Here is a 17,288-nt window from a genome sequence, read left to right as displayed (position 1 = left end):
AGCACTCCGCCATGGCTCACCCAGCCGGCACCACCGACGCTGAGACCGATCCGATCGCCCGGCAGCGGCCCAGCCGCATGCCGCACCGGCGTTACCAGCCGTACCAGCAGCAGTTCCGCATCGACCTGCCGGACCGCACCTGGCCCACCCGGCACGTCGAGACCGCGCCGCGCTGGTGCGCCGTCGACCTGCGGGACGGCAACCAGGCCCTGATCGACCCGATGTCGCCGGAGCGCAAGCGGCGGATGTTCCAACTCCTGGTGCAGATGGGCTACAAGGAGATCGAGGTCGGCTTCCCCTCGGCGAGCCAGACCGACTACGACTTCGTACGGCAGCTCATCGAGCAGGACCTGATTCCCGAGGACGTCACCATCCAGGTGCTGACCCAGTGCCGGGAGCACCTGATCGACCGCACCTTCGAGTCGCTGCGCGGCGCGAAGCGGGCGATCGTGCACTTCTACAACTCGACCTCCACGCTCCAGCGCCGTGTGGTGTTCGGGCTGGACCGCGACGGCATCACCGACATCGCCACCACCGGCGCCCGGCTCTGCCAGAAGTACGCCGAGATCCACACGCCGGACACGGAGATCCACTACGAGTACTCGCCGGAGTCGTACACCGGCACCGAACTGGACTACGCGCTGGAGGTCTGCGCGAAGGTCATCGAGGTCGTCGACCCGACGCCGGACCGCAAGCTGATCGTCAACCTGCCGGCGACGGTCGAGATGGCCATGCCGAACGTGTACGCCGACTCGATCGAGTGGATGCACCGGCACCTGCCCCGCCGGGACAGCCTGGTGCTGAGCCTGCACCCGCACAACGACCGCGGGACCGGCGTGGCCGCCGCCGAGCTGGGCCTGCTGGCCGGCGCCGACCGGATCGAGGGCTGCCTGTTCGGCAACGGTGAGCGCACCGGCAACGTGGACCTGGTGACGCTGGGGTTGAACCTGTTCTCCCAGGGCATCGACCCGATGATCGACTTCTCGAACATCGACGAGATCAAGCGGGCCGTCGAGTACTGCAACCAGCTGCCGGTGCACGAGCGCCACCCCTACGCCGGCGACCTGGTCTACACCGCCTTCTCCGGCTCCCACCAGGACGCGATCAAGAAGGGCTTCGACGCCCTGGCCGTGGACGCGGCGGCGGCCGGCGTGCCGGTCGACGAGCACCCGTGGGCGGTGCCCTACCTGCCGATCGACCCGAAGGACCTGGGCCGCACCTACGAGGCGGTCATCCGGGTCAACTCGCAGTCCGGCAAGGGCGGCGTCGCGTACATCATGAAGAGCGAGCACCAGCTCGACCTGCCGCGCCGGCTCCAGATCGAGTTCTCCGGGGTGGTCCAGCAGGTCACCGACAGCGACGGTGGCGAGGTCGACCCGCAGGCCATGTGGGAGATCTTCGCCGGGCAGTACCTGGTCGACCACCAGACCGACCCCGCCGTCACGCTGGCCGACTACGCGATCGGCACCGTCGAGGGCAAGGTCGAGATCGAGGCCCGCGTCGTGCACGGCGGCGAGCAGCGCGCCATCACCGCGGTGGGCAACGGTCCGGTCGACGCGTACGTCAACGCGCTGCAGGCGCTCGGCGTCAACGTCCGCGTGCTCGACTACCACGAGCACGCCCTCTCCTCCGGCGGCGACGCCCAGGCGGCGGCGTACGTGGAGTGCGAGGTCGACGGCCGCACGGTCTGGGGCGTCGGTGTGGACGCCAACATCGTCACCGCGACCATCAAGGCGGTGACCAGCGCCGTCAACCGCGCCCGCTGACGCGCAAGGAAGGGCCCCTTGTTAACGCCTGGCGTTGTACAAGGGGCCCTTCTTAACGCTTGGGCGGGGTGGCGGCAGGCAGGGAGTGGCACGGCTGGGAGGGCGGCGCCTCGCGCGGCGGGCGGTGGACGAGCAGGGCGGCCAGCGCGGCGCCCGCGATCATCAGCCCCGCGCACCAGAGCATCGCGGCCCGGTAGGCGCCGCTCAGCTCGGCCGACTGCTCGTACCCGGTGCCGGAGAGGCCGACCAGCAGCGGTAGCGCGGCGACCGCGAGCAGCCCACCGGCGCGGGAGGCCGCGTTGTTGAAGCCGCTCGCCACCCCGGCGAAACGGTCCTCGACGGCGGCCAGCACCGAGGCGGTCAGGGGTGCCACCACCAGGGTCAGCCCCAGACCGAAGATCGCCACGCCGGGCAGGACGTCCCGCCAGTACGAGGCACCCGGCCCGACCCCCCGCAGCAGCAGCAACCCGGCGGCGGCGACCGCCGGCCCGACGGTCAGCGGCAGCCGCGGCCCGATCCGCGCCGACAGGGCACCGGCGCGTGGTGACCCGACCAGCAGCAGGACCGTCATCGGCAGCAGCGCGAGCCCGGTGAGGAACGCCGACCAGCCGACCACGTTCTGGAGGTAGACGGCGAGGAAGAAGGTGAACCCACCGAGTGCCGCGTAGACCACCACGGTGAAGACGTTCAACGCCGAGAAGAGCCGGCTGGTGAACAGCCCGGTCGGCAGCATCGCGGTGTCGCCCCTACGCCGTTCCAGCAGGACGAAGGCGACCGCGCCGAGCACCCCGACCGCCGCCGCCACCAGGACCGGGGCGGAGTCGAAGCCCCGGGCGGGCGCGTCGATCAGGGCGTACGTGACCCCGGCCAGGGCGGTCGCGCCGAGCAGCGCCCCGAGCACGTCGAACCGGCGGCGTCGCCGGCCCGCCCCCGCCGTACGCGACGTGTCCTCGTCCCGGCTCTCCGGCACCCAGCGCATCGCGGCCAGCACCACCAGCGCCGCCAGCGGCACGTTGAGAAAGAAGATCCACCGCCAGGAGAGCGCGTCGATCAGCCAGCCGCCGACGAACGGGCCGAGCGCGGTGGAGACCCCGGAGAGCCCCGACCACGCGCCGATCGCCTTACCCCGGTCGTCCGGGTGGAAGCTGGCCTGCAGCACCGACAGCGAGCCCGGGGTCAGCAGTGCCCCACCGGCGCCCTGGAGGAACCGGGCGGCGACCAGTTGCCCGGTGTCCTGGGCCAGCCCGCACAGGAGCGAGGCGACGGTGAACCACGCCACCCCGAGCAGGAAGATCCGCCGCCGACCGAAGCGGTCGCCGAGCGCGCCGCCGAGCAGGACGAAGGCGGCCAGCATCAGCGCGTAACCGTTGATCGTCCACTGGAGACCGGACACGGTGGCGTCGAGGTCCGCGCCGAGCCGGGGCAGCGCCACGTTGACCACGGTGCTGTCCAGGAAGACCATGCCGGAGGCGAGGACCGCCGCGAGCAGCGTGCCCCGCCCCGAGGCGGTGCCCATCCGGAGCGCGGGTGCCGTCATGGCACCCAATCTGCCCTGCACGATGTGCGAGACGCCACGAAACGCCGAAACCTTCCCCGGGTACTGTGCGGGATCGCCGGGAGCCCCCAAGCTGGAGAGGTGTCGTCTGTGCGTACCAGATCAGGACCGCGAGCCGCCGCGGCGCTCGCGGCGGCGCTGGCGCTCGGCGTGACCGCCTGCGCGCCGGTCCCGGAACCCGACACGACGCCGACCAGCGACGGCGGGAGCGCCGTGGAGAAGCTGGCCGAGCTGACGGTGGCCGGCGCCGGCTCGATGCGGGGCTACAGCCGCGACCACTTCCCACACTGGCGGGAGACCGGCAAGAACTGCGACGTGCGGGACACGGTGCTCAAGCGCGACGGTGAGGACATCAAGCTCTCCGGCTGCAACGTCGTGGCCGGGCGTTGGGAGAGCGTGTACGACGGCCGCGTCCTCACCGATCCGTCCGACGTGGACGTCGATCACATGGTGCCGCTCGCCAACGCCTGGCGCTCCGGCGCCGACGAGTGGACCGACGCGAAGCGGGGCGACTTCGCCAACGACACCGAACTGCCGCAGCTCATCGCGGTTTCGCGCACCTCCAACCGGGCAAAGGGTGATCAGGATCCGTCCCAGTGGAGGCCGGCGAACCGGTCGTACTGGTGCCGCTACGCGGAGAGCTGGGTCACGGTCAAGCACCACTGGCGGCTCACGGTGACCAGTGCCGAGAAGGCCGCCCTGGCCGAGATGCTGGAGGGCTGCACATGGGCGAGCAAGCCGTGACCGGAGGCGACCCGACCTCGACCACCGCCGGCATGGCGGCGGACGGCAACGCCGGCACCGCGGTGCCCGGTGCCGGCATGAGCGCGGACACCACCGGCGCCCCGGGCGGAGGCACGCCGGGCGCCGGGATGAGCGCCGACGCCGGCAGTCCGGCCGCCGGGCCGCAGGCCCGCACGGCCGACATCGTCCCGGGCCCGGGCGGGGTGATGACCGACGAGGTCGGCGTGGTCACCGGCGGACTGACGCTCCGCACGGAGTACGCCGACGGCCAGGTCACGCTCAGGGTGCAGTATCGGGAGGCGAACGAGTGGTACGCGGTGACCGGCGGGCGGGCCGCCCTGGCCGAGCCCACCGGGCTGGACGCCGTGCACACGATCGCGGTCGCCCTGCTGCACCGTCCCGAAGGCTGACACACAGGTGTTAGGAAGGGCCCCTTCCTATACGCCAGGCGTTAAGAAGGGGCCCTTCCTTCCACTCAGACGTAGGAGCCGGGCTCGCTGGGTGCCGACACGGTGTGCGGGTCCTCGCCCTCGTCGAGCGGGCGGGTGATCTGCACCTCGACCTTGTGCGGGCGGAGTTCGCCGCTGGCGATCTGCTCGGCCCAGTGGCAGGCCACCCGGCTGCCACCGATCTCGCGCAACGCCGGCCGCTCGTCGGCGCAGCGGGTCGGCTGCGCCCACGGGCAGCGGGTGTGGAACCGGCAGCCCGCCGGCGGGTTGGCCGGCGAGGGCAGATCACCCGCGAGCAGGATCCGCTCCCGGCGGTCCTCGACGTCCGGGTCGGGAACCGGCACCGCCGACATCAGCGCCCGCGTGTACGGGTGCAGCGGCTCGGTGTAGAGCCGGTCGCTCGGCGCCTCCTCCACCAGCGCCCCCAGGTACATCACGCCGACGGTGTCGGAGATGTGCCGGACGACGGCCAGGTCATGGGCGATCACCAGGTAGGTCAGGCCGAGGCTCTCCTGGAGTTCGTCGAGGAGGTTGACCACCTGGGCCTGGATCGAGACGTCGAGCGCGGAGACCGGCTCGTCGGCGACGATCAGTTCGGGCCCGAGCACCAACGCCCGGGCGATGCCGATGCGCTGCCGCTGCCCGCCGGAGAACTCGTGCGGGTAGCGGGAGAGCGCCCAGCGGGGCAGGCCCACCTTGTCGAGCGTCTCGCCGATGATCTGCCGCCGCTCGTCCCGGTTGCCGCCGATCCCGTGGGTGTGCAGGCCCTCGGTGAGGATCGACTCGACGTTCTGCCGGGGATCCAGGCTGGACATCGGGTCCTGGAAGATCATCTGCATTCGGCGGCGCATCGACCGCAGCCTGCCCGCCGGCAGCTTCGTCAGCTCGACGCCGTCGAAGACCACCTCGCCGTCGGTGGGCGGGGTCAGCTGGAGCAGCGCCCGGCCGAGCGTCGACTTGCCGCAGCCGGACTCGCCCACCAGGCCGTACGTCTTCCCGCGCGGGATCCGCAGGTCGACACCGTCCACGGCCTTGACGTGGCCGACGGTGCGGTCGAAGATCACCCCCCGCTTGATCGGGAAGTGCACCTTCAGGTCGCGTACCTCGACGAGGATGTCGTTGTCCGTCACGCTGTCTCCTCCTCGCGCGGGGCGGGACCGAGGCCCGGCACCGCCGGCGGGTCGTTCGGGACGGCCTGCGCCGGCACCGAGCCGGGCTCGGAGTCCGACGGCACCGCGCCCACGATCTCCTCGGCCGGCGTCATCCCGGGCAGCGGCGCCGGGTTGATGCACCGGTAGCTGCGGCCGTCATGGGTGAGCACCACCGCCGGCGGTTCACCCAGGCAAGCGTCGATCCGCCGGGAGCAGCGCGGGGCGAACGCACACCCATCCGGCCACGACAGCACGTCGCGCACCGAGCCGGGGATCGGGGTCAGTCGCTCACCGCGCCCGCCGTCGAGGCGCGGCACCGAACCGAGCAGACCCACGGTGTACGGGTGCCGCGGCTCCCGGAACAGCGGACGCCGTCGTGCCGTCTCCACCACCCGGCCCGCGTAGAGCACGTTGATGGTGTCGCACATGCCGGCGACCACACCCAGGTCGTGCGTGATCATCACCAGCGCGGTGCCCGAGTCCCGGACCAGCTCCTTGAGCAGCTCCAGGATCTGCGCCTGGATGGTGACGTCCAGCGCGGTGGTCGGCTCGTCCGCGATCAGCAGCCGGGGCCGGCAGGCCACCGCCATGGCGATCAGGGCACGCTGCCGCATGCCGCCGGAGAGCTGGTGCGGGTACTCCTTCAGGCGACGCTTCGGGTCGGGGATGCCGACCCGGTCCAACAGCTGGGCCGCCTCCTTCTCCGCCGCCGCGCCCTTCATCCCGCGGTGCCGGGTGAGCACCTCGGTGACCTGCAACCCGATGGGGATGACCGGGTTCAGCGACGACAGCGGGTCCTGGAAGATCATCGCGACGTCGCGACCGCGGATGTCGCGGCGGGAGCGGTCGTCGAGCTGGAGGAGGTCGGTGCCGTCGAAGACGGCCTTGCCGCCGACCCGCAGACCCGGCTGCTTGGGGAGCAGCCCCATGATCGCCAGTGAGGTGACGCTCTTGCCGCAGCCGGACTCGCCGACCAGGCCGACGACCTCACCGGCGTCGACGGAGAACGAAACCCCGTCGACGGCGTGCACGGTGCGCTGACCGCGCCGGGCGAAGGTGACGGAGAGGTCGTCCACTTCGAGCAGTGCCATGGCAGACCTACTTCCGCAGCTTCGGGTCGAGGGCCTCGCGCATCGCCTCACCGAGCAGGGTGAAGCCGAGCGCGGTGATGATGATGGCGACCGCCGGGTAGATGGCCAGCCCCGGCCGGACGCCGAGGTACTGCTGCGCGTCGGCGAGCATGACGCCCCACTCGGGCACCGCCGTGTTCGGGTTGCCGAGGCCGAGGAACGAGAGCGCGGCGGCCTCGATGATCGCGGTGGCCAGCGTGAGGGTGGCCTGCACGATCACCGGGGCGAGCGAGTTCGGCACCACGTGGCTCAGCGCGATCTTCGGCTTCTTGACGCCGAGGGAGGTGGCGGCGAGGACGTAGTCGCTGTTGGCCTGAGCGATCATCGAGCCCCGCAGCAGCCGGGCGAAGACCGGCACCGAGACCACGCCGACCGCGATCATCACGGTGGTCAGGCTGGCCCCGAGCAGGGCGGCGATGCTCACCGCGAGCAGCAGGCTCGGCATGGCCAGCAGCATGTCGATGAAGCGCATCAGGACGTTGTCGACCGCCCGCCCCCACCGGCCGCCCAGCCCGGCGGCGGCGCCGGCGACCCCGCCGATCAGCGCACCGATGGCCAGACCGATCAGCGTGGAGACCACGCCCACCAGCAGGGTCTGCCGGGCGCCGACGATCAGCCGGCTGAACTCGTCCCGGCCCTGGTGGTCGTAGCCGAGCCAGTGGTCGCCGTCCGGGCCGGGGATGACACCCGGTCGGATCAGGCCCTCCCGGATGCCGATCGTGTCGGTCGGGCTGTACGGGACGAGGAACGGACCGATCAGCGCGACCAGGACGAAGATCGTCAGGATCACCGCGCCGATGATGGCCGCTGGGTTGCGGCGCACCCGCCGGAACGCCTCCTGCCAGAGGCTGACGCCGCGCTCGTCGTCCCGGGCGGCCAGTTCGGCGAGCCGGTCGAGCTTTTCCTTCTTCCTGCCGGTGGTGATCGTCATCGGACCCTCACCCTCGGGTCGATCAGGCTGTAGGAGAGGTCGACCAGGAGGTTCACCAGCACGTACACCACCGCAATGATCATGATGAAGCCCAACAGCACCGGGTAGTCACGCTGGTTGATCGCCTCGGCGATGAAGGCCCCGATGCCGGTGAACGCGAAGACGGTCTCGGTCAGCACCGCACCGGAGAGCAGCAGACCGGTCTGCAGACCGATCGAGGTGACCACCGGGAGCATGGCGTTACGCAGCACGTGCCGGCCCCGGACGGTCCGCTCGGTCAGGCCCTTGGCCTCGGCGGTCCGCACGAAGTCCTCGTTGATCACCTCGAGCACGCTGGCCCGGGTGATCCGGACGATGACCGCGAGCGGGATGCTGGCCAGCGCGAGGCCCGGCAGCACGAGGTGCCAGATGGCGTCGGCGGCGGCGTCCCACTCCCGGGTCAGGATCCCGTCGAGGACGAAGAAGTTCGTGATCCGGGTGGCGTCGATGGTCGGGTCCTGGCGTCCGCTGGACGGGAACCAGCCGAGGTTCTCCGAGAAGATCGCCTTGAGCACGTACGCGAGGAAGAAGACGGGGATGCAGATCCCGATCAGCGAGCCGCCGACGGACAGGTGGTCGAGGAGCCGACCCCGGCGGCGGGCGGCCAGGTAACCCAGCGGGATGCCAATCCCGATCGCGATCACCAGCGCCGTGACGGTCAGCTCGACCGTGCCGGGGAAACGCTCCAGGAACTCGCTGACCACCGAGCGCTTGGTCGAGGTCGAGGTGCCCAGGTCCAGCCGGATCAACCGCCGGACGAAGCGGCCGTACTGCACCAGGATCGGCTCGTCGAGACCCATGCTGCGGCGGATCGCCGCGCGCATCTCGGGCGTGCCGCGCTCGCCGAGGATGGCGGTCTCGGGACCGCCGGGCAGGCGGCGGAGCCAGATGAACAGCAGGAGGGAGAGCCCGAACAGCGTCGGTATCAGCTGCAGCAGGCGTCTGACGATGAACCGGAACACGGTGGCCTCGAAATGGGTGGGGAGGGGCGCGGGCGGACGCTGTCGAAACAGCGCCCGCCCGCGGTCCTTGCGTCAGATCAGGACTTGAACTCGGCGGTGGCGTACCGCTCGTCGGTGAGCGGGCTGGCCTTGATGCCGGTCACATCCTTGCCGAACACGATCGCCGGCGGCGAGTGCGACACCGGGACACCCGGCAGGAAGTCCATGATGGCCTTGTTCAGGGCCTTGTACTTCTCCGTCCGGGCCGCCTGGTCGGCGGTGGTGTCGGCGTCCTTGAACTGGTCGAAGAGGGCGGGGTTGTTGAAGCCCCACTCGTCCTTCTGCCGGTCGAAGAAGGTGCCGATGAAGTTGTAACCGTCGCCGTAGTCGCCGGTCCACCCGAGGAAGTGCAGGTCGTGCTTGTTACCGGAGGTGGTGGCGTTCAGGTAGTCCGGGCTCCACTTCAGCGGGATCGGCTCGACCTTGATGCCGACCGCCTGGAGGTCCGCCGAGAGCAGCTCGAACAGGTCCTTCGGGTTCGGCATGTACGGCCGGGTGACCTCGGTCGGGTAGTGGAACCGCAGGGTCAGGTTCGCCGCGCCGGCATCGGCCAGCAGCTGCTTGGCCTTGTTGACGTCGTACTCGTACTTGGTGACGTCGCCGTTCCAGCCCTCGACGGTGTCCGGCATGAAGTTCACCGCGACCTTGGCGCCCGGGGGCAGCTTCGAGTCGACCAGGGCCTGGCGGTTGAGCGCGTGCGCGATCGCCTGCCGGACCTTGAGGTCCTTCAGCTTCGGGTTCCCGTTCTGGTTGATCGCCAGGTAGAGGATGTTGAACGCCGGACGGGTCAGGACGTTGAAGCCCTCGCTCTTCAGCGGCTCGACGTCCGCCGGGCCGACCAGGTCGTAGCCCTGGATGTCACCCGAGCGGAGCGCCTGCTTGCGCGCGTTCTCGTCCGAGATCGTCTTGAAGATGATGGTCTTCAGCTTGGCCTTGTTGCCCCAGTAGTCGTCGTTGCGCTCGATGGTGAGCGTCTTGTTGGCGACGTCCCAGGCCTTGAACTTGAACGGGCCGGTGCCGGTCGGGTGCTCCGTCGCGTACGCCGGGTACTTGATGTCCTCGGCGGTGCCACCGACGTTGCTGGCGTCGTACTGCTCCAGCGCCTTCGGGCTGTGGATGGAGAACGACGGCAGCATCAGCGCGGCCGGGATCTTGCTGGAGACCCGGGTGAAGCTCAGGTCGACGGTGGTGGCGTCCTTGGCGGTGCACGACTTGAAGAGGCTCGGCGGGAGCGTCTCGTCCTCGTTCTTGGCGAAGCCGCCCATGACGTCCTGCCAGTACGCGGTCACGTCCGGGCTCTGCATGAGGCCCTTGGCGTTGTACCAGCGGTCGAAGTTCTTGCAGACGGCCTCGGCGTTGAAGTCGGTGCCGTCGTGGAACTTCACGCCCGAGCGGAGCTTGAAGGTCCACGTGGTGCCGGCGGCGTCCGGGGTCCAGGACTCGGCCAGACCGGGGGTGACCTTGGTGCCACCCTCCTCCGGACGGACCAGCGTCTCGAAGACCTGACGTGCCACACGGACTGACTCACCGTCGCTGGCGAAGCTCGGGTCGAGCACCTTCGGGTCTCCGGCTACGCCGAAGACGAGGGTGTCCTTCTTGCTACCGCCGGAAGAATCATCGCGGTTGCTCTCGGCGCAGCCGGCTACCGCGAGGGCCGCGACCGCGACGGCCGCGATAGCGGCCTTCGGCCTGGATGCACGCATGGTGCTTCACCTCGTCCTTGGGGGTACGGACAACGCGGTGACAGGGGCCACCGATGGCGGTGACCATAGCTCCCAGGTCGACGGTGCCGAAACTGCCGGGTGGACGGTTGGTATCGGATCGTGTCTTGCCTGCGATCTGGCCGAAGAATCGAAGGTGAACAGCCGGCATCGCCGAACGATCCGCGTCCACGATGCCAAACTGTTACGTCGACTTGACCCTTATGACCTCTCGGTGTCAGACCCGCCGAGCCTGCTCAGCGACGCCTCAGACCGCCCGGCGCCCCTCGAAGGCACGGCCCAGCGTGATCTCGTCGGCGTACTCCAGGTCGCCGCCGACCGGGAGACCGCTGGCCAACCGGGTCACGGCGATGCCCATCGGCTTGACCATCAGCGCCAGGTACGTGGCGGTCGCCTCGCCCTCCGTGTTCGGATCGGTGGCGAGGATCAGCTCCTTCACCGCGCCGCTGCCCAGCCGGGTCATCAACTCCCGAATGCGCAGGTTGTCGGGGCCGATGCCCTCCAGCGGATTGATGGCACCACCGAGCACGTGGTAGCGGCCGCGGAACTCGCCGGTCCGCTCGATGGCCACCACGTCCTTCGGCTCCTCGACCACGCAGAGCACCTCGTCGGTGCGGCGCGGGTCGCGGCAGATCCGGCACTGCTCGGACTCGGCGACGTTGTAGCAACTGGTGCAAAACCGCACCAGCTCCTTGACCTTGCGCAGCGCGCCGGCCAGCCGGTTCACGTCGGCCGGGTCCGCGGACAGGACGTGGAAGGCGATGCGCTGGGCGCTCTTCGGGCCGACACCCGGCAGCCGGCCCAGCTCGTCGATCAGATCCTGGATGGCGCCCTCGTACATCGGCGGCTCAGAAACCGGGCAGGCCGAGGCCGCCCATCCCGCCCGCGACCGGGCCCATCTTCTTCTCGGTCAGCTCCCGGGCCGCCTCCGCCGCGTTGTGCACAGCCGCGACCACCAGGTCCTCCAGGGTCTCCACGTCCTCCGGGTCGACCGCCTTCGGGTCGATCTTGATGGACTTGAGCTCCCCGGTGCCGGCGACGGTCGCGGTGACCAGGCCACCGCCCGCGGTGCCGGTCAGCTCCGCCTCGGCGAGCTCGGCCTGCGCCTTGGCGATCTGCTGCTGCATCTTCTGCGCCTGCTTCAGCATCTGCTGCATGTTCGGCTGTCCACCTGGGCGCACGGATGGCTCCTTCTCGCACTCGTCTGCTCGGCCGCCGCCCAGCCTAGTCGCTGGGACCGACCCCTACCGCGCGGCGCTTCCCGCCCGGCCGAGATCCACTCGACGCCGCCGGCTTCGGGGTCTCCAGGCGACAGGACACCGCGATGCCGCCGACACGGAGTCGATCACCCGTCCACCGGACGTCGACCCGACTACCGGGCGTCGACCTCGTTGATCTTCTCGGCGCCGAACGCCTCGCGGAGCAGCCGTACCGCCTGCTCCTCGCTGGACTGCCGGGCCGTCCGCTCGTCGATCACCTCGTCCAGCGGCTCGTCGCCCGGGTCGAACCCCTCGTACACCGGGGCGGCCGGCGGGGTGTCGCCACCGCGCACCGGACCGTCGTAGTCCGGATCGTAAGGCGGCTCGCCGGCCCAGTCCGGATCGGCCGTCTGCCGGGCCGCCGGGGTGGGACGCTGCCCCTTGCCGGCCCCGGCGGCCGCCGCGCGGGCGGCGGCGATCGCGCTGCTCACCGACGCGGCGCCGGCCTGCGGCACCGCCGGCCCGGCCGGCCTGGGTACGGCGGCCGGCGTAGCCGGAACGGTCGGCCCGCCCGCGTCCTCCGGGGCGGCGCCGGCGTCCGACGGTACGGGCGGGTCAGGGTCAGCCGGGGCCACCGCGCCACCCGGGCGCGCCGCCTGCGGCCAGTCCTCCACGGCCTCGGCGGGCGCGGCGACCGGCGCGGGAGAGGCGCCACCGGGTCGGGCGGGTTCGGGCCAGTCCTCGTCCTCGCCGTCGGCGATTCCGGGCCCGCTCCCGCCGGCCGGCTGGTCACTGTCCGGGCGGGTCGGGGCGGGCGGCGGTGCCGAGCTCGGAGCAGCCGGGGTGGCGGCGGCCGGCCGGGCCGGGGCGGCCGGACGGGAGGGGCCGCCGAGCGGCGCCCCGCCCCGCTCACCGGCAACCTCGCAGCGGATCTGCCAGCGCCCGCCCAACTCCTCGTAGAGCGCGTCGGCGAGCACCGCGGCGTGGTCGGACATCATCCGCGCCAGCACCGACGACTTCACCGTCAGCACCAGCGTGTCGCCGTCGAGGTCGCGGACGACCGCGTCCCGCATCAGGGCCGCGATCCGCTTGTTGGTGCGGTTGACCTTGCCGACGACCTCGGGCCAGACCCGACGCACCGCGACCGCGTCCAGGGCACCCGGGGCGGCCGCGCCGGGGCGGGGCGGGGCGGGGGTCACCGGGTCGGGCATCACGGCGGACGGCGGGACCCGGCGAGCCGCGCCCGCGGAGTCAGCCGCCGCGGCAGGACCCCGGGCGTCGGCAGCGACGTCCGCCACCGCACCGGACCCGGCGCTGCCGGCCTGCCCGGCCCCGGCATCCGGACCGGCGTGGGTCGGGGCGTCGTGGACCGGGGACGGCCCGTCGACGCCCGCAGCGGCGCCGGCCCCGGGATGGGCGGTCACCCCGGCAGGGGCACCGGCGCCGGCGGCGGCACCCGGGTGGGCGGTCGCCCCGGCACGGGCGCCGGCGGCGGCACCCGGCTGGGCGGTCGCCCCGGCACGGGCACCGGCACTCGCGGCGGCGGCGCGGGCGGCGGCCACCCCGGACGGGGCGCCGGGAGCCGCCGGCGGGCCGGCGGGGTCGGTCGTGACCGCGGCGGCAGCCGCGGGCGGGGCGGGAGACGCCGCGCGTACCCCCTGGGGGTCGGCGGCGGGCGCGGAGCCGGCGGCGGCCGGCGGCGCGTCGGTGCCGGCGAGCGTGAGCCGGCGCTCCATGCGTTCCAGGCGCTGGAGGAGGCCGCCGGTCGTGTCGTCGGCGCCGGGCAGCAGCATGCGGGCGCAGATCAGCTCCAGCAGCAGGCGCGGAGCGGTGGTGCCGCGCATGTCCACCAGGCCGTTGTGCACGATGTCGGCGCACCGGGACAGGGTGCCGGGCCCGAGCCGCTGGGCCTGGGCGGTCATCCGCTCGACCTGGTCGTCCGGGCCGTCGATGAGCCCCTTGGCCACGGCGTCCGGGACCCGCTGGAGGACGATCAGGTCACGCAGCCGCTCCAGCAGGTCGGACGCGAACCGCCGCGGGTCGTGGCCGGCCTCGGCGACCCGGTCGACGGTGGCGTAGGCGGCCGCCCCGTCCCCGGCGGCGAGCGCGTCGCACATCTCGTCGATCAGCGCGGAGTCGGTGACGCCGAGCAGCGCGGCGGCCCGGGCGTAGGTGACGCCCTCGGGACCGGCGCCGGCGATGAGCTGGTCGAGCACGGAGAGGCTGTCCCGGGCGCTACCACCGCCGGCCCGCACCACCAGCGGGAAGACCGCCGGTTCCACCTGGACGCCCTCCGCCTGGCAGAGCTGTTCCAGGTACGGCCGGAGGATCTTCGGCGGGATCAGCCGGAAGGGGTAGTGGTGGGTCCGCGACTTGATCGTGCCGAGGACCTTCTCCGGCTCGGTGGTGGCGAAGATGAACTTGACGTACTCCGGCGGTTCCTCGACCAGCTTGAGCAGGGCGTTGAAGCCGGCCGACGAGACCATGTGCGCCTCGTCGATGACGTAGATCTTGAAGCGGCTCTGGGCCGGCGCGAAGAACGCCTTCTCGCGCAGTTCGCGCGCGTCGTCGACGCCGCCGTGGCTGGCCGCGTCGATCTCGATGACGTCGATCGAGCCGGCGCCGTCGGTGGCGAGCGCCCGGCACGAGTCGCAGGTGCCGCACGGCTCGGGGGTGGGGCCGTGCGCACAGTTGAGCGAGCGGGCCAGGATGCGGGCGCTGGAGGTCTTGCCGCAGCCGCGCGGGCCGGAGAAGAGGTACGCGTGGTTGAGCCGGCCGCTACGCAACGCCTGCGACAGCGGCTCGGTGACGTGCTCCTGCCCGATGACCTCGGCGAAGGTACGCGGCCGGTACTTGCGGTAGAGCGCCAGCGCCACGGCGTCCCGCCTCCTCTCGACCGGGCCATTCTGCGCCCGTCCGGCGTGGGTGACCACCCACCACCCCGGCCCGACTCAGGGCTTCACATGATCGACCCGGGTTGCGGCATCCGGCGGTGCCCGCAGGCCGGGACACCCCGACGTGCCGCATGTCGAGTGGATCACGGCCTACCGACGAAAAGGCCCCCCGTGCACCCGTCAGAGCCCGCTTATCCTTGCTGCCTTCCGGCCCTGGGGAGGTTCACGAGATGCACGCCGCACGGGGGGTACGCCAAGCGTACCCGACCCGTGGTCGATCCTCCGGGGGTGGTGGCGTGGGCGATCCCGGCGGACCCTGTATCCTGTTCCGCGGAGGATTCGCCTAGAGGCCTAGGGCGCACGCTTGGAAAGCGTGTTGGGTTAACACCCTCACGAGTTCGAATCTCGTATCCTCCGCTCGCCAGAGCAGAGCAGCGCAACGGTAGGGCCGGCCCCTCGGGGACCGGCCCTTCGTCGTTGCCGTGGCCACTCTCGCCTCGACTGTCCCGTTCCCCGGGGCGGGCGGCCCGCACCCGCCGGGTCAGCGGACCGGGCCACGCCCCGGTGATACTGGCCGGGTGGGATACCAGCTCAGCGCGGTCGTCGCGGACGTCGAGCTGCTCCGTGAGGAGACCCGCGAGCTGGAACACGCGGTCCTCGGCGGGTTGCGCCAGGACTTCGCGCTGCTGCCGGTGACCCCGCGGCTGGTGGAGGATCTGACCGGGGCACCGCCGGACTACACGGCCGGCGAGCCCGATCCGGAGCAGCCGTTCACGCTGGTGCTCTCCCCCGCGCTGACCGGGGTGCTGGCCCGCTGGTCCCGGCGGGGGCCGATCGCGTACGTCGAGGCGGCGTTCGCCGGCGGCCTCGGGCACCAGGCGGCGGTGGTGTGGCTCGGCGGCGCGCGATCCTGGGGGCCGCGCTTCGACGCGGTGTTCGACGGGCCGCGCGGCGAGTGGCCGATCAACGCCGCCCTCGTCGAGCTGGGCGTGGAGCCCGGCGCCTGGATCGACCCGTTCGCCGAGTTGGGGTTGCACGTCGAGCGGGACACGGCCGGCTGGCTGGCGCACGGGCGACGCGGGCTGACCGTCGACTACTGGGACGAGCTGGCCGAGGAGTGGGAAGAGCGGCAATCCGGCATCGGCCAGCAACCAGATGGGCCCCGTTCCGTTGGGGACTGGGGGATTCCATGAAATTGCGACAATTCGGCCTCATCGCCGCGCTGATGACCGCTGCCTCGATCGCGGGCAGCGGTCCTGCTTCACCGGACCGGATCGCCGTGGGCGAGCCGGCCGGCGCGGTCACCGTGGTCGACCTCGACGGACTGGCCGATGTGGACTTCGGCGACACCGAGGACGAACTCACCCGGCGGGGCATACTCCGGACGGACGTCGACGCCTGCGGCCCGATGCTGGCCGGGCACGAGACGGTCAGCCCGATCTTCGTGGAGGACCGGCTGGTCCTGCTCTGGGTCGGCGACCCGGTACGCACGCCCGAAGGGGTCGCCGCCGGCACGCCGCTCGCCGAGGTCCGGCAACGCTACCCGGAGGCGCGACACCTCGACGCTCCACAGGGGACGCACCGGTTCGACGGCCTGCTCGTCCGGGACGGCGACCGGGCGTACCTCTTCCTGCACGACGGGCAGGCGGTCCGCAAGGTCATCGCCGGGTACGCCGACTGGGCCCAGCGCGCCTTCGACGAGGGCCACGGCCCCTGCTGACCCGGCCACGGACGGAGCGCCCGGGGTCCCCCGGGCGCTCCGCCAACCGGCGGGCTGCTGGTTCAGGCGGGCCGGCCGCGCCCGGCGGGCGGAATGGGATCGTCGTACGCCCCCGGAGGACCGGTGTAGCGCTCACCGTCGAGGTACGGCATCGCGTTGGCCGTGCAGCCGTGCAGGCCGAGTGTCTGCTGCTGCATGACGGGTGCCGGGCGGCCCCGCCCGGGGCACAGCTCGTGACCGTGGCCGAGGCGGTGCCCCACCTCGTGGTTGACCATGTACCGGCGGTAGGTGGCAAGGCTGGCCCCGTAGCGCGGCACTCCCTTCACCCAGCGAGCCACGTTGAGCACCACACGGTGGCCGTTGCGGCACGAGGTGTAGCCGTCCGCCTGGTCCTGGCACAGCGCGTCACGGGTGCCGGGGGTGGCCAGGTAGACGGTGAAGTCGGCGGGTTGGTCCGCGCCGACCCGGCGCAGGCGCAGCGTCCCGCCGGCGGTCCAGCCCTGGGGGTCGTTCAAGGTTCTGGTCACCTCGGCCGCGAACTCGGCCACGGGAAGGCCCTGGATGTCGCGCTCGACCGCCACCCGGTAGCGCCACAACCGTCCGGCGCCCTGCGGCCGTGACGGCTCGGCGGCGGCGATTCGCCACCGGTTGCCGCCGCTGGCGGGATAACTGACCGGGGTCGCCTTCCGGGCCGGCCTGGGCGCCGGCACCGACACCTCGGGTGCCGAGGTGGCGGCACCAGCGGCCGGGACCGCTGACCGACCAGCCGTCGGCGCCGAGCACCCCGTGACCAGTGCGACCAGCACCAGCCCCGACACCGCGCTGACGCGAATCAGCCTCGTATTCTTGCCTGCCATGTGGTTCTCCTCGCTGGTCAGCGCCTGTCGGCGCTGCGCAGCGGGAAGGACGGGTGGTCCGGTCGCAAAGTTGGTGTCGCAGGGGCTCAACCTTTCCGCCGTGCCGCTCGTCCTGTCCGGCGTGAGGTGTG

The 17,288-nt window shown here is 71.9% G+C and carries 15 protein-coding genes, 1 tRNA gene and 1 other RNA gene; 6 read left to right on the top strand and 11 right to left on the bottom strand.

Annotated features, from left to right (window positions below):
- Window positions 1–11 precede the first annotated feature (11 nt).
- On the top strand, window positions 12–1,766 hold the full coding sequence (gene leuA, locus AB0873_RS23195) for a 2-isopropylmalate synthase (RefSeq protein ID WP_366602079.1): 1,755 nt from the start codon (window positions 12–14) through the stop codon (window positions 1,764–1,766).
- A gap of 52 nt (window positions 1,767–1,818) precedes the next feature.
- Here the strand turns inward: leuA and AB0873_RS23190 are convergent, their stop codons facing one another.
- Entirely contained in the window at window positions 1,819–3,303 is a 1,485-nt protein-coding gene (locus tag AB0873_RS23190) for an MFS transporter (RefSeq protein ID WP_366602077.1), read from the bottom strand.
- A 99-nt stretch (window positions 3,304–3,402) separates the two neighbouring features.
- On the opposite strand from AB0873_RS23190, the gene AB0873_RS23185 reads away from it, so the two are divergent.
- Entirely contained in the window at window positions 3,403–4,065 is a 663-nt protein-coding gene (locus tag AB0873_RS23185; protein ID WP_196255821.1) for an HNH endonuclease family protein, read from the top strand.
- Window positions 4,047–4,475, top strand: a complete 429-nt coding sequence (locus tag AB0873_RS23180) for a hypothetical protein (protein WP_366602074.1) — start codon at window positions 4,047–4,049, stop codon at window positions 4,473–4,475. The genes AB0873_RS23185 and AB0873_RS23180 overlap by 19 nt, the downstream gene beginning before the upstream one ends.
- A 65-nt stretch (window positions 4,476–4,540) precedes the next feature.
- On the opposite strand, the gene AB0873_RS23175 is transcribed toward AB0873_RS23180, so the two are convergent.
- From AB0873_RS23175 to ffs, 9 genes are all read right to left on the bottom strand, one after another.
- Complete coding sequence (locus AB0873_RS23175) at window positions 4,541–5,644, bottom strand: oligopeptide/dipeptide ABC transporter ATP-binding protein (protein ID WP_366602072.1); 1,104 nt, start codon at window positions 5,642–5,644, stop codon at window positions 4,541–4,543.
- Window positions 5,641–6,756, bottom strand: a complete 1,116-nt coding sequence (locus AB0873_RS23170; RefSeq protein WP_366602070.1) for an ABC transporter ATP-binding protein — start codon at window positions 6,754–6,756, stop codon at window positions 5,641–5,643. Before AB0873_RS23170 ends, AB0873_RS23175 begins: the two co-directional genes overlap by 4 nt.
- Before the next feature lie 7 nt (window positions 6,757–6,763).
- The gene (locus AB0873_RS23165) at window positions 6,764–7,726 is read right to left on the bottom strand and encodes an ABC transporter permease (protein ID WP_155329826.1); all 963 of its coding nucleotides are present in this window, start codon (window positions 7,724–7,726) and stop codon (window positions 6,764–6,766) included.
- On the bottom strand, window positions 7,723–8,727 hold the full coding sequence (locus AB0873_RS23160) for an ABC transporter permease (protein WP_155329825.1): 1,005 nt from the start codon (window positions 8,725–8,727) through the stop codon (window positions 7,723–7,725). Before AB0873_RS23160 ends, AB0873_RS23165 begins: the two co-directional genes overlap by 4 nt.
- Before the next feature lie 77 nt (window positions 8,728–8,804).
- Complete coding sequence (locus AB0873_RS23155; RefSeq protein ID WP_366602068.1) at window positions 8,805–10,469, bottom strand: ABC transporter substrate-binding protein; 1,665 nt, start codon at window positions 10,467–10,469, stop codon at window positions 8,805–8,807.
- 265 nt (window positions 10,470–10,734) lie between these two features.
- Complete coding sequence (gene recR / locus AB0873_RS23150) at window positions 10,735–11,328, bottom strand: recombination mediator RecR (protein ID WP_155329823.1); 594 nt, start codon at window positions 11,326–11,328, stop codon at window positions 10,735–10,737.
- 7 nt (window positions 11,329–11,335) lie between these two features.
- Window positions 11,336–11,644, bottom strand: coding sequence for a YbaB/EbfC family nucleoid-associated protein (locus AB0873_RS23145; RefSeq protein ID WP_230689043.1), 309 nt, complete (start codon window positions 11,642–11,644; stop codon window positions 11,336–11,338).
- A 215-nt stretch (window positions 11,645–11,859) separates the two neighbouring features.
- Window positions 11,860–14,562: a DNA polymerase III subunit gamma and tau gene (locus AB0873_RS23140; protein ID WP_366602066.1), complete on the bottom strand. Its 2,703-nt coding sequence runs from the start codon at window positions 14,560–14,562 to the stop codon at window positions 11,860–11,862.
- A gap of 178 nt (window positions 14,563–14,740) precedes the next feature.
- An RNA gene (gene ffs / locus AB0873_RS23135) (signal recognition particle sRNA small type) lies at window positions 14,741–14,831 on the bottom strand.
- Between the two features lie 81 nt (window positions 14,832–14,912).
- Here ffs and AB0873_RS23130 point away from each other — a divergent pair.
- From AB0873_RS23130 to AB0873_RS23120, 3 genes are all read left to right on the top strand, one after another.
- Window positions 14,913–14,997, top strand: a tRNA-Ser gene (locus tag AB0873_RS23130).
- Window positions 14,998–15,158: 161 nt separating this feature from the next.
- On the top strand, window positions 15,159–15,773 hold the full coding sequence (locus tag AB0873_RS23125; protein ID WP_366602064.1) for a hypothetical protein: 615 nt from the start codon (window positions 15,159–15,161) through the stop codon (window positions 15,771–15,773).
- 32 nt (window positions 15,774–15,805) lie between these two features.
- On the top strand, window positions 15,806–16,300 hold the full coding sequence (locus AB0873_RS23120) for a hypothetical protein (protein WP_366602142.1): 495 nt from the start codon (window positions 15,806–15,808) through the stop codon (window positions 16,298–16,300).
- Window positions 16,301–16,362: 62 nt separating this feature from the next.
- Here the strand turns inward: AB0873_RS23120 and AB0873_RS23115 are convergent, their stop codons facing one another.
- Window positions 16,363–17,157 carry a DUF3152 domain-containing protein gene (locus AB0873_RS23115; RefSeq protein ID WP_366602062.1) on the bottom strand — a complete coding sequence of 265 codons (795 nt, stop codon included), beginning with the start codon at window positions 17,155–17,157 and terminating at the stop codon, window positions 16,363–16,365.
- Window positions 17,158–17,288 lie beyond the last annotated feature (131 nt).

Source organism: Micromonospora sp. NPDC047707 (assembly GCF_040704235.1).
Lineage (GTDB): Bacteria > Actinomycetota > Actinomycetes > Mycobacteriales > Micromonosporaceae > Micromonospora.
Note: the sequence above shows the minus strand (reverse complement) of the source record. Positions and strands in the feature narration are given on the sequence as shown.

Excerpts from the sequence above, each read along its gene's own strand:
- leuA (WP_366602079.1), top strand. The coding sequence starts at position 12 with ATGGCTCACCCAGCCGGCACCACCGACGCTGAGACCGATCCGATCGCC.
- AB0873_RS23190 (WP_366602077.1), bottom strand. The coding sequence starts at position 3,303 with ATGACGGCACCCGCGCTCCGGATGGGCACCGCCTCGGGGCGGGGCACG.
- AB0873_RS23180 (WP_366602074.1), top strand. The coding sequence starts at position 4,047 with ATGGGCGAGCAAGCCGTGACCGGAGGCGACCCGACCTCGACCACCGCC.
- AB0873_RS23170 (WP_366602070.1), bottom strand. The coding sequence starts at position 6,756 with ATGGCACTGCTCGAAGTGGACGACCTCTCCGTCACCTTCGCCCGGCGC.
- AB0873_RS23165 (WP_155329826.1), bottom strand. The coding sequence starts at position 7,726 with ATGACGATCACCACCGGCAGGAAGAAGGAAAAGCTCGACCGGCTCGCC.
- AB0873_RS23155 (WP_366602068.1), bottom strand. The coding sequence starts at position 10,469 with ATGCGTGCATCCAGGCCGAAGGCCGCTATCGCGGCCGTCGCGGTCGCG.
- recR (WP_155329823.1), bottom strand. The coding sequence starts at position 11,328 with ATGTACGAGGGCGCCATCCAGGATCTGATCGACGAGCTGGGCCGGCTG.
- AB0873_RS23145 (WP_230689043.1), bottom strand. The coding sequence starts at position 11,644 with ATGCAGCAGATGCTGAAGCAGGCGCAGAAGATGCAGCAGCAGATCGCC.
- AB0873_RS23120 (WP_366602142.1), top strand. The coding sequence starts at position 15,806 with ATGACCGCTGCCTCGATCGCGGGCAGCGGTCCTGCTTCACCGGACCGG.
- AB0873_RS23115 (WP_366602062.1), bottom strand. The coding sequence starts at position 17,157 with ATGGCAGGCAAGAATACGAGGCTGATTCGCGTCAGCGCGGTGTCGGGG.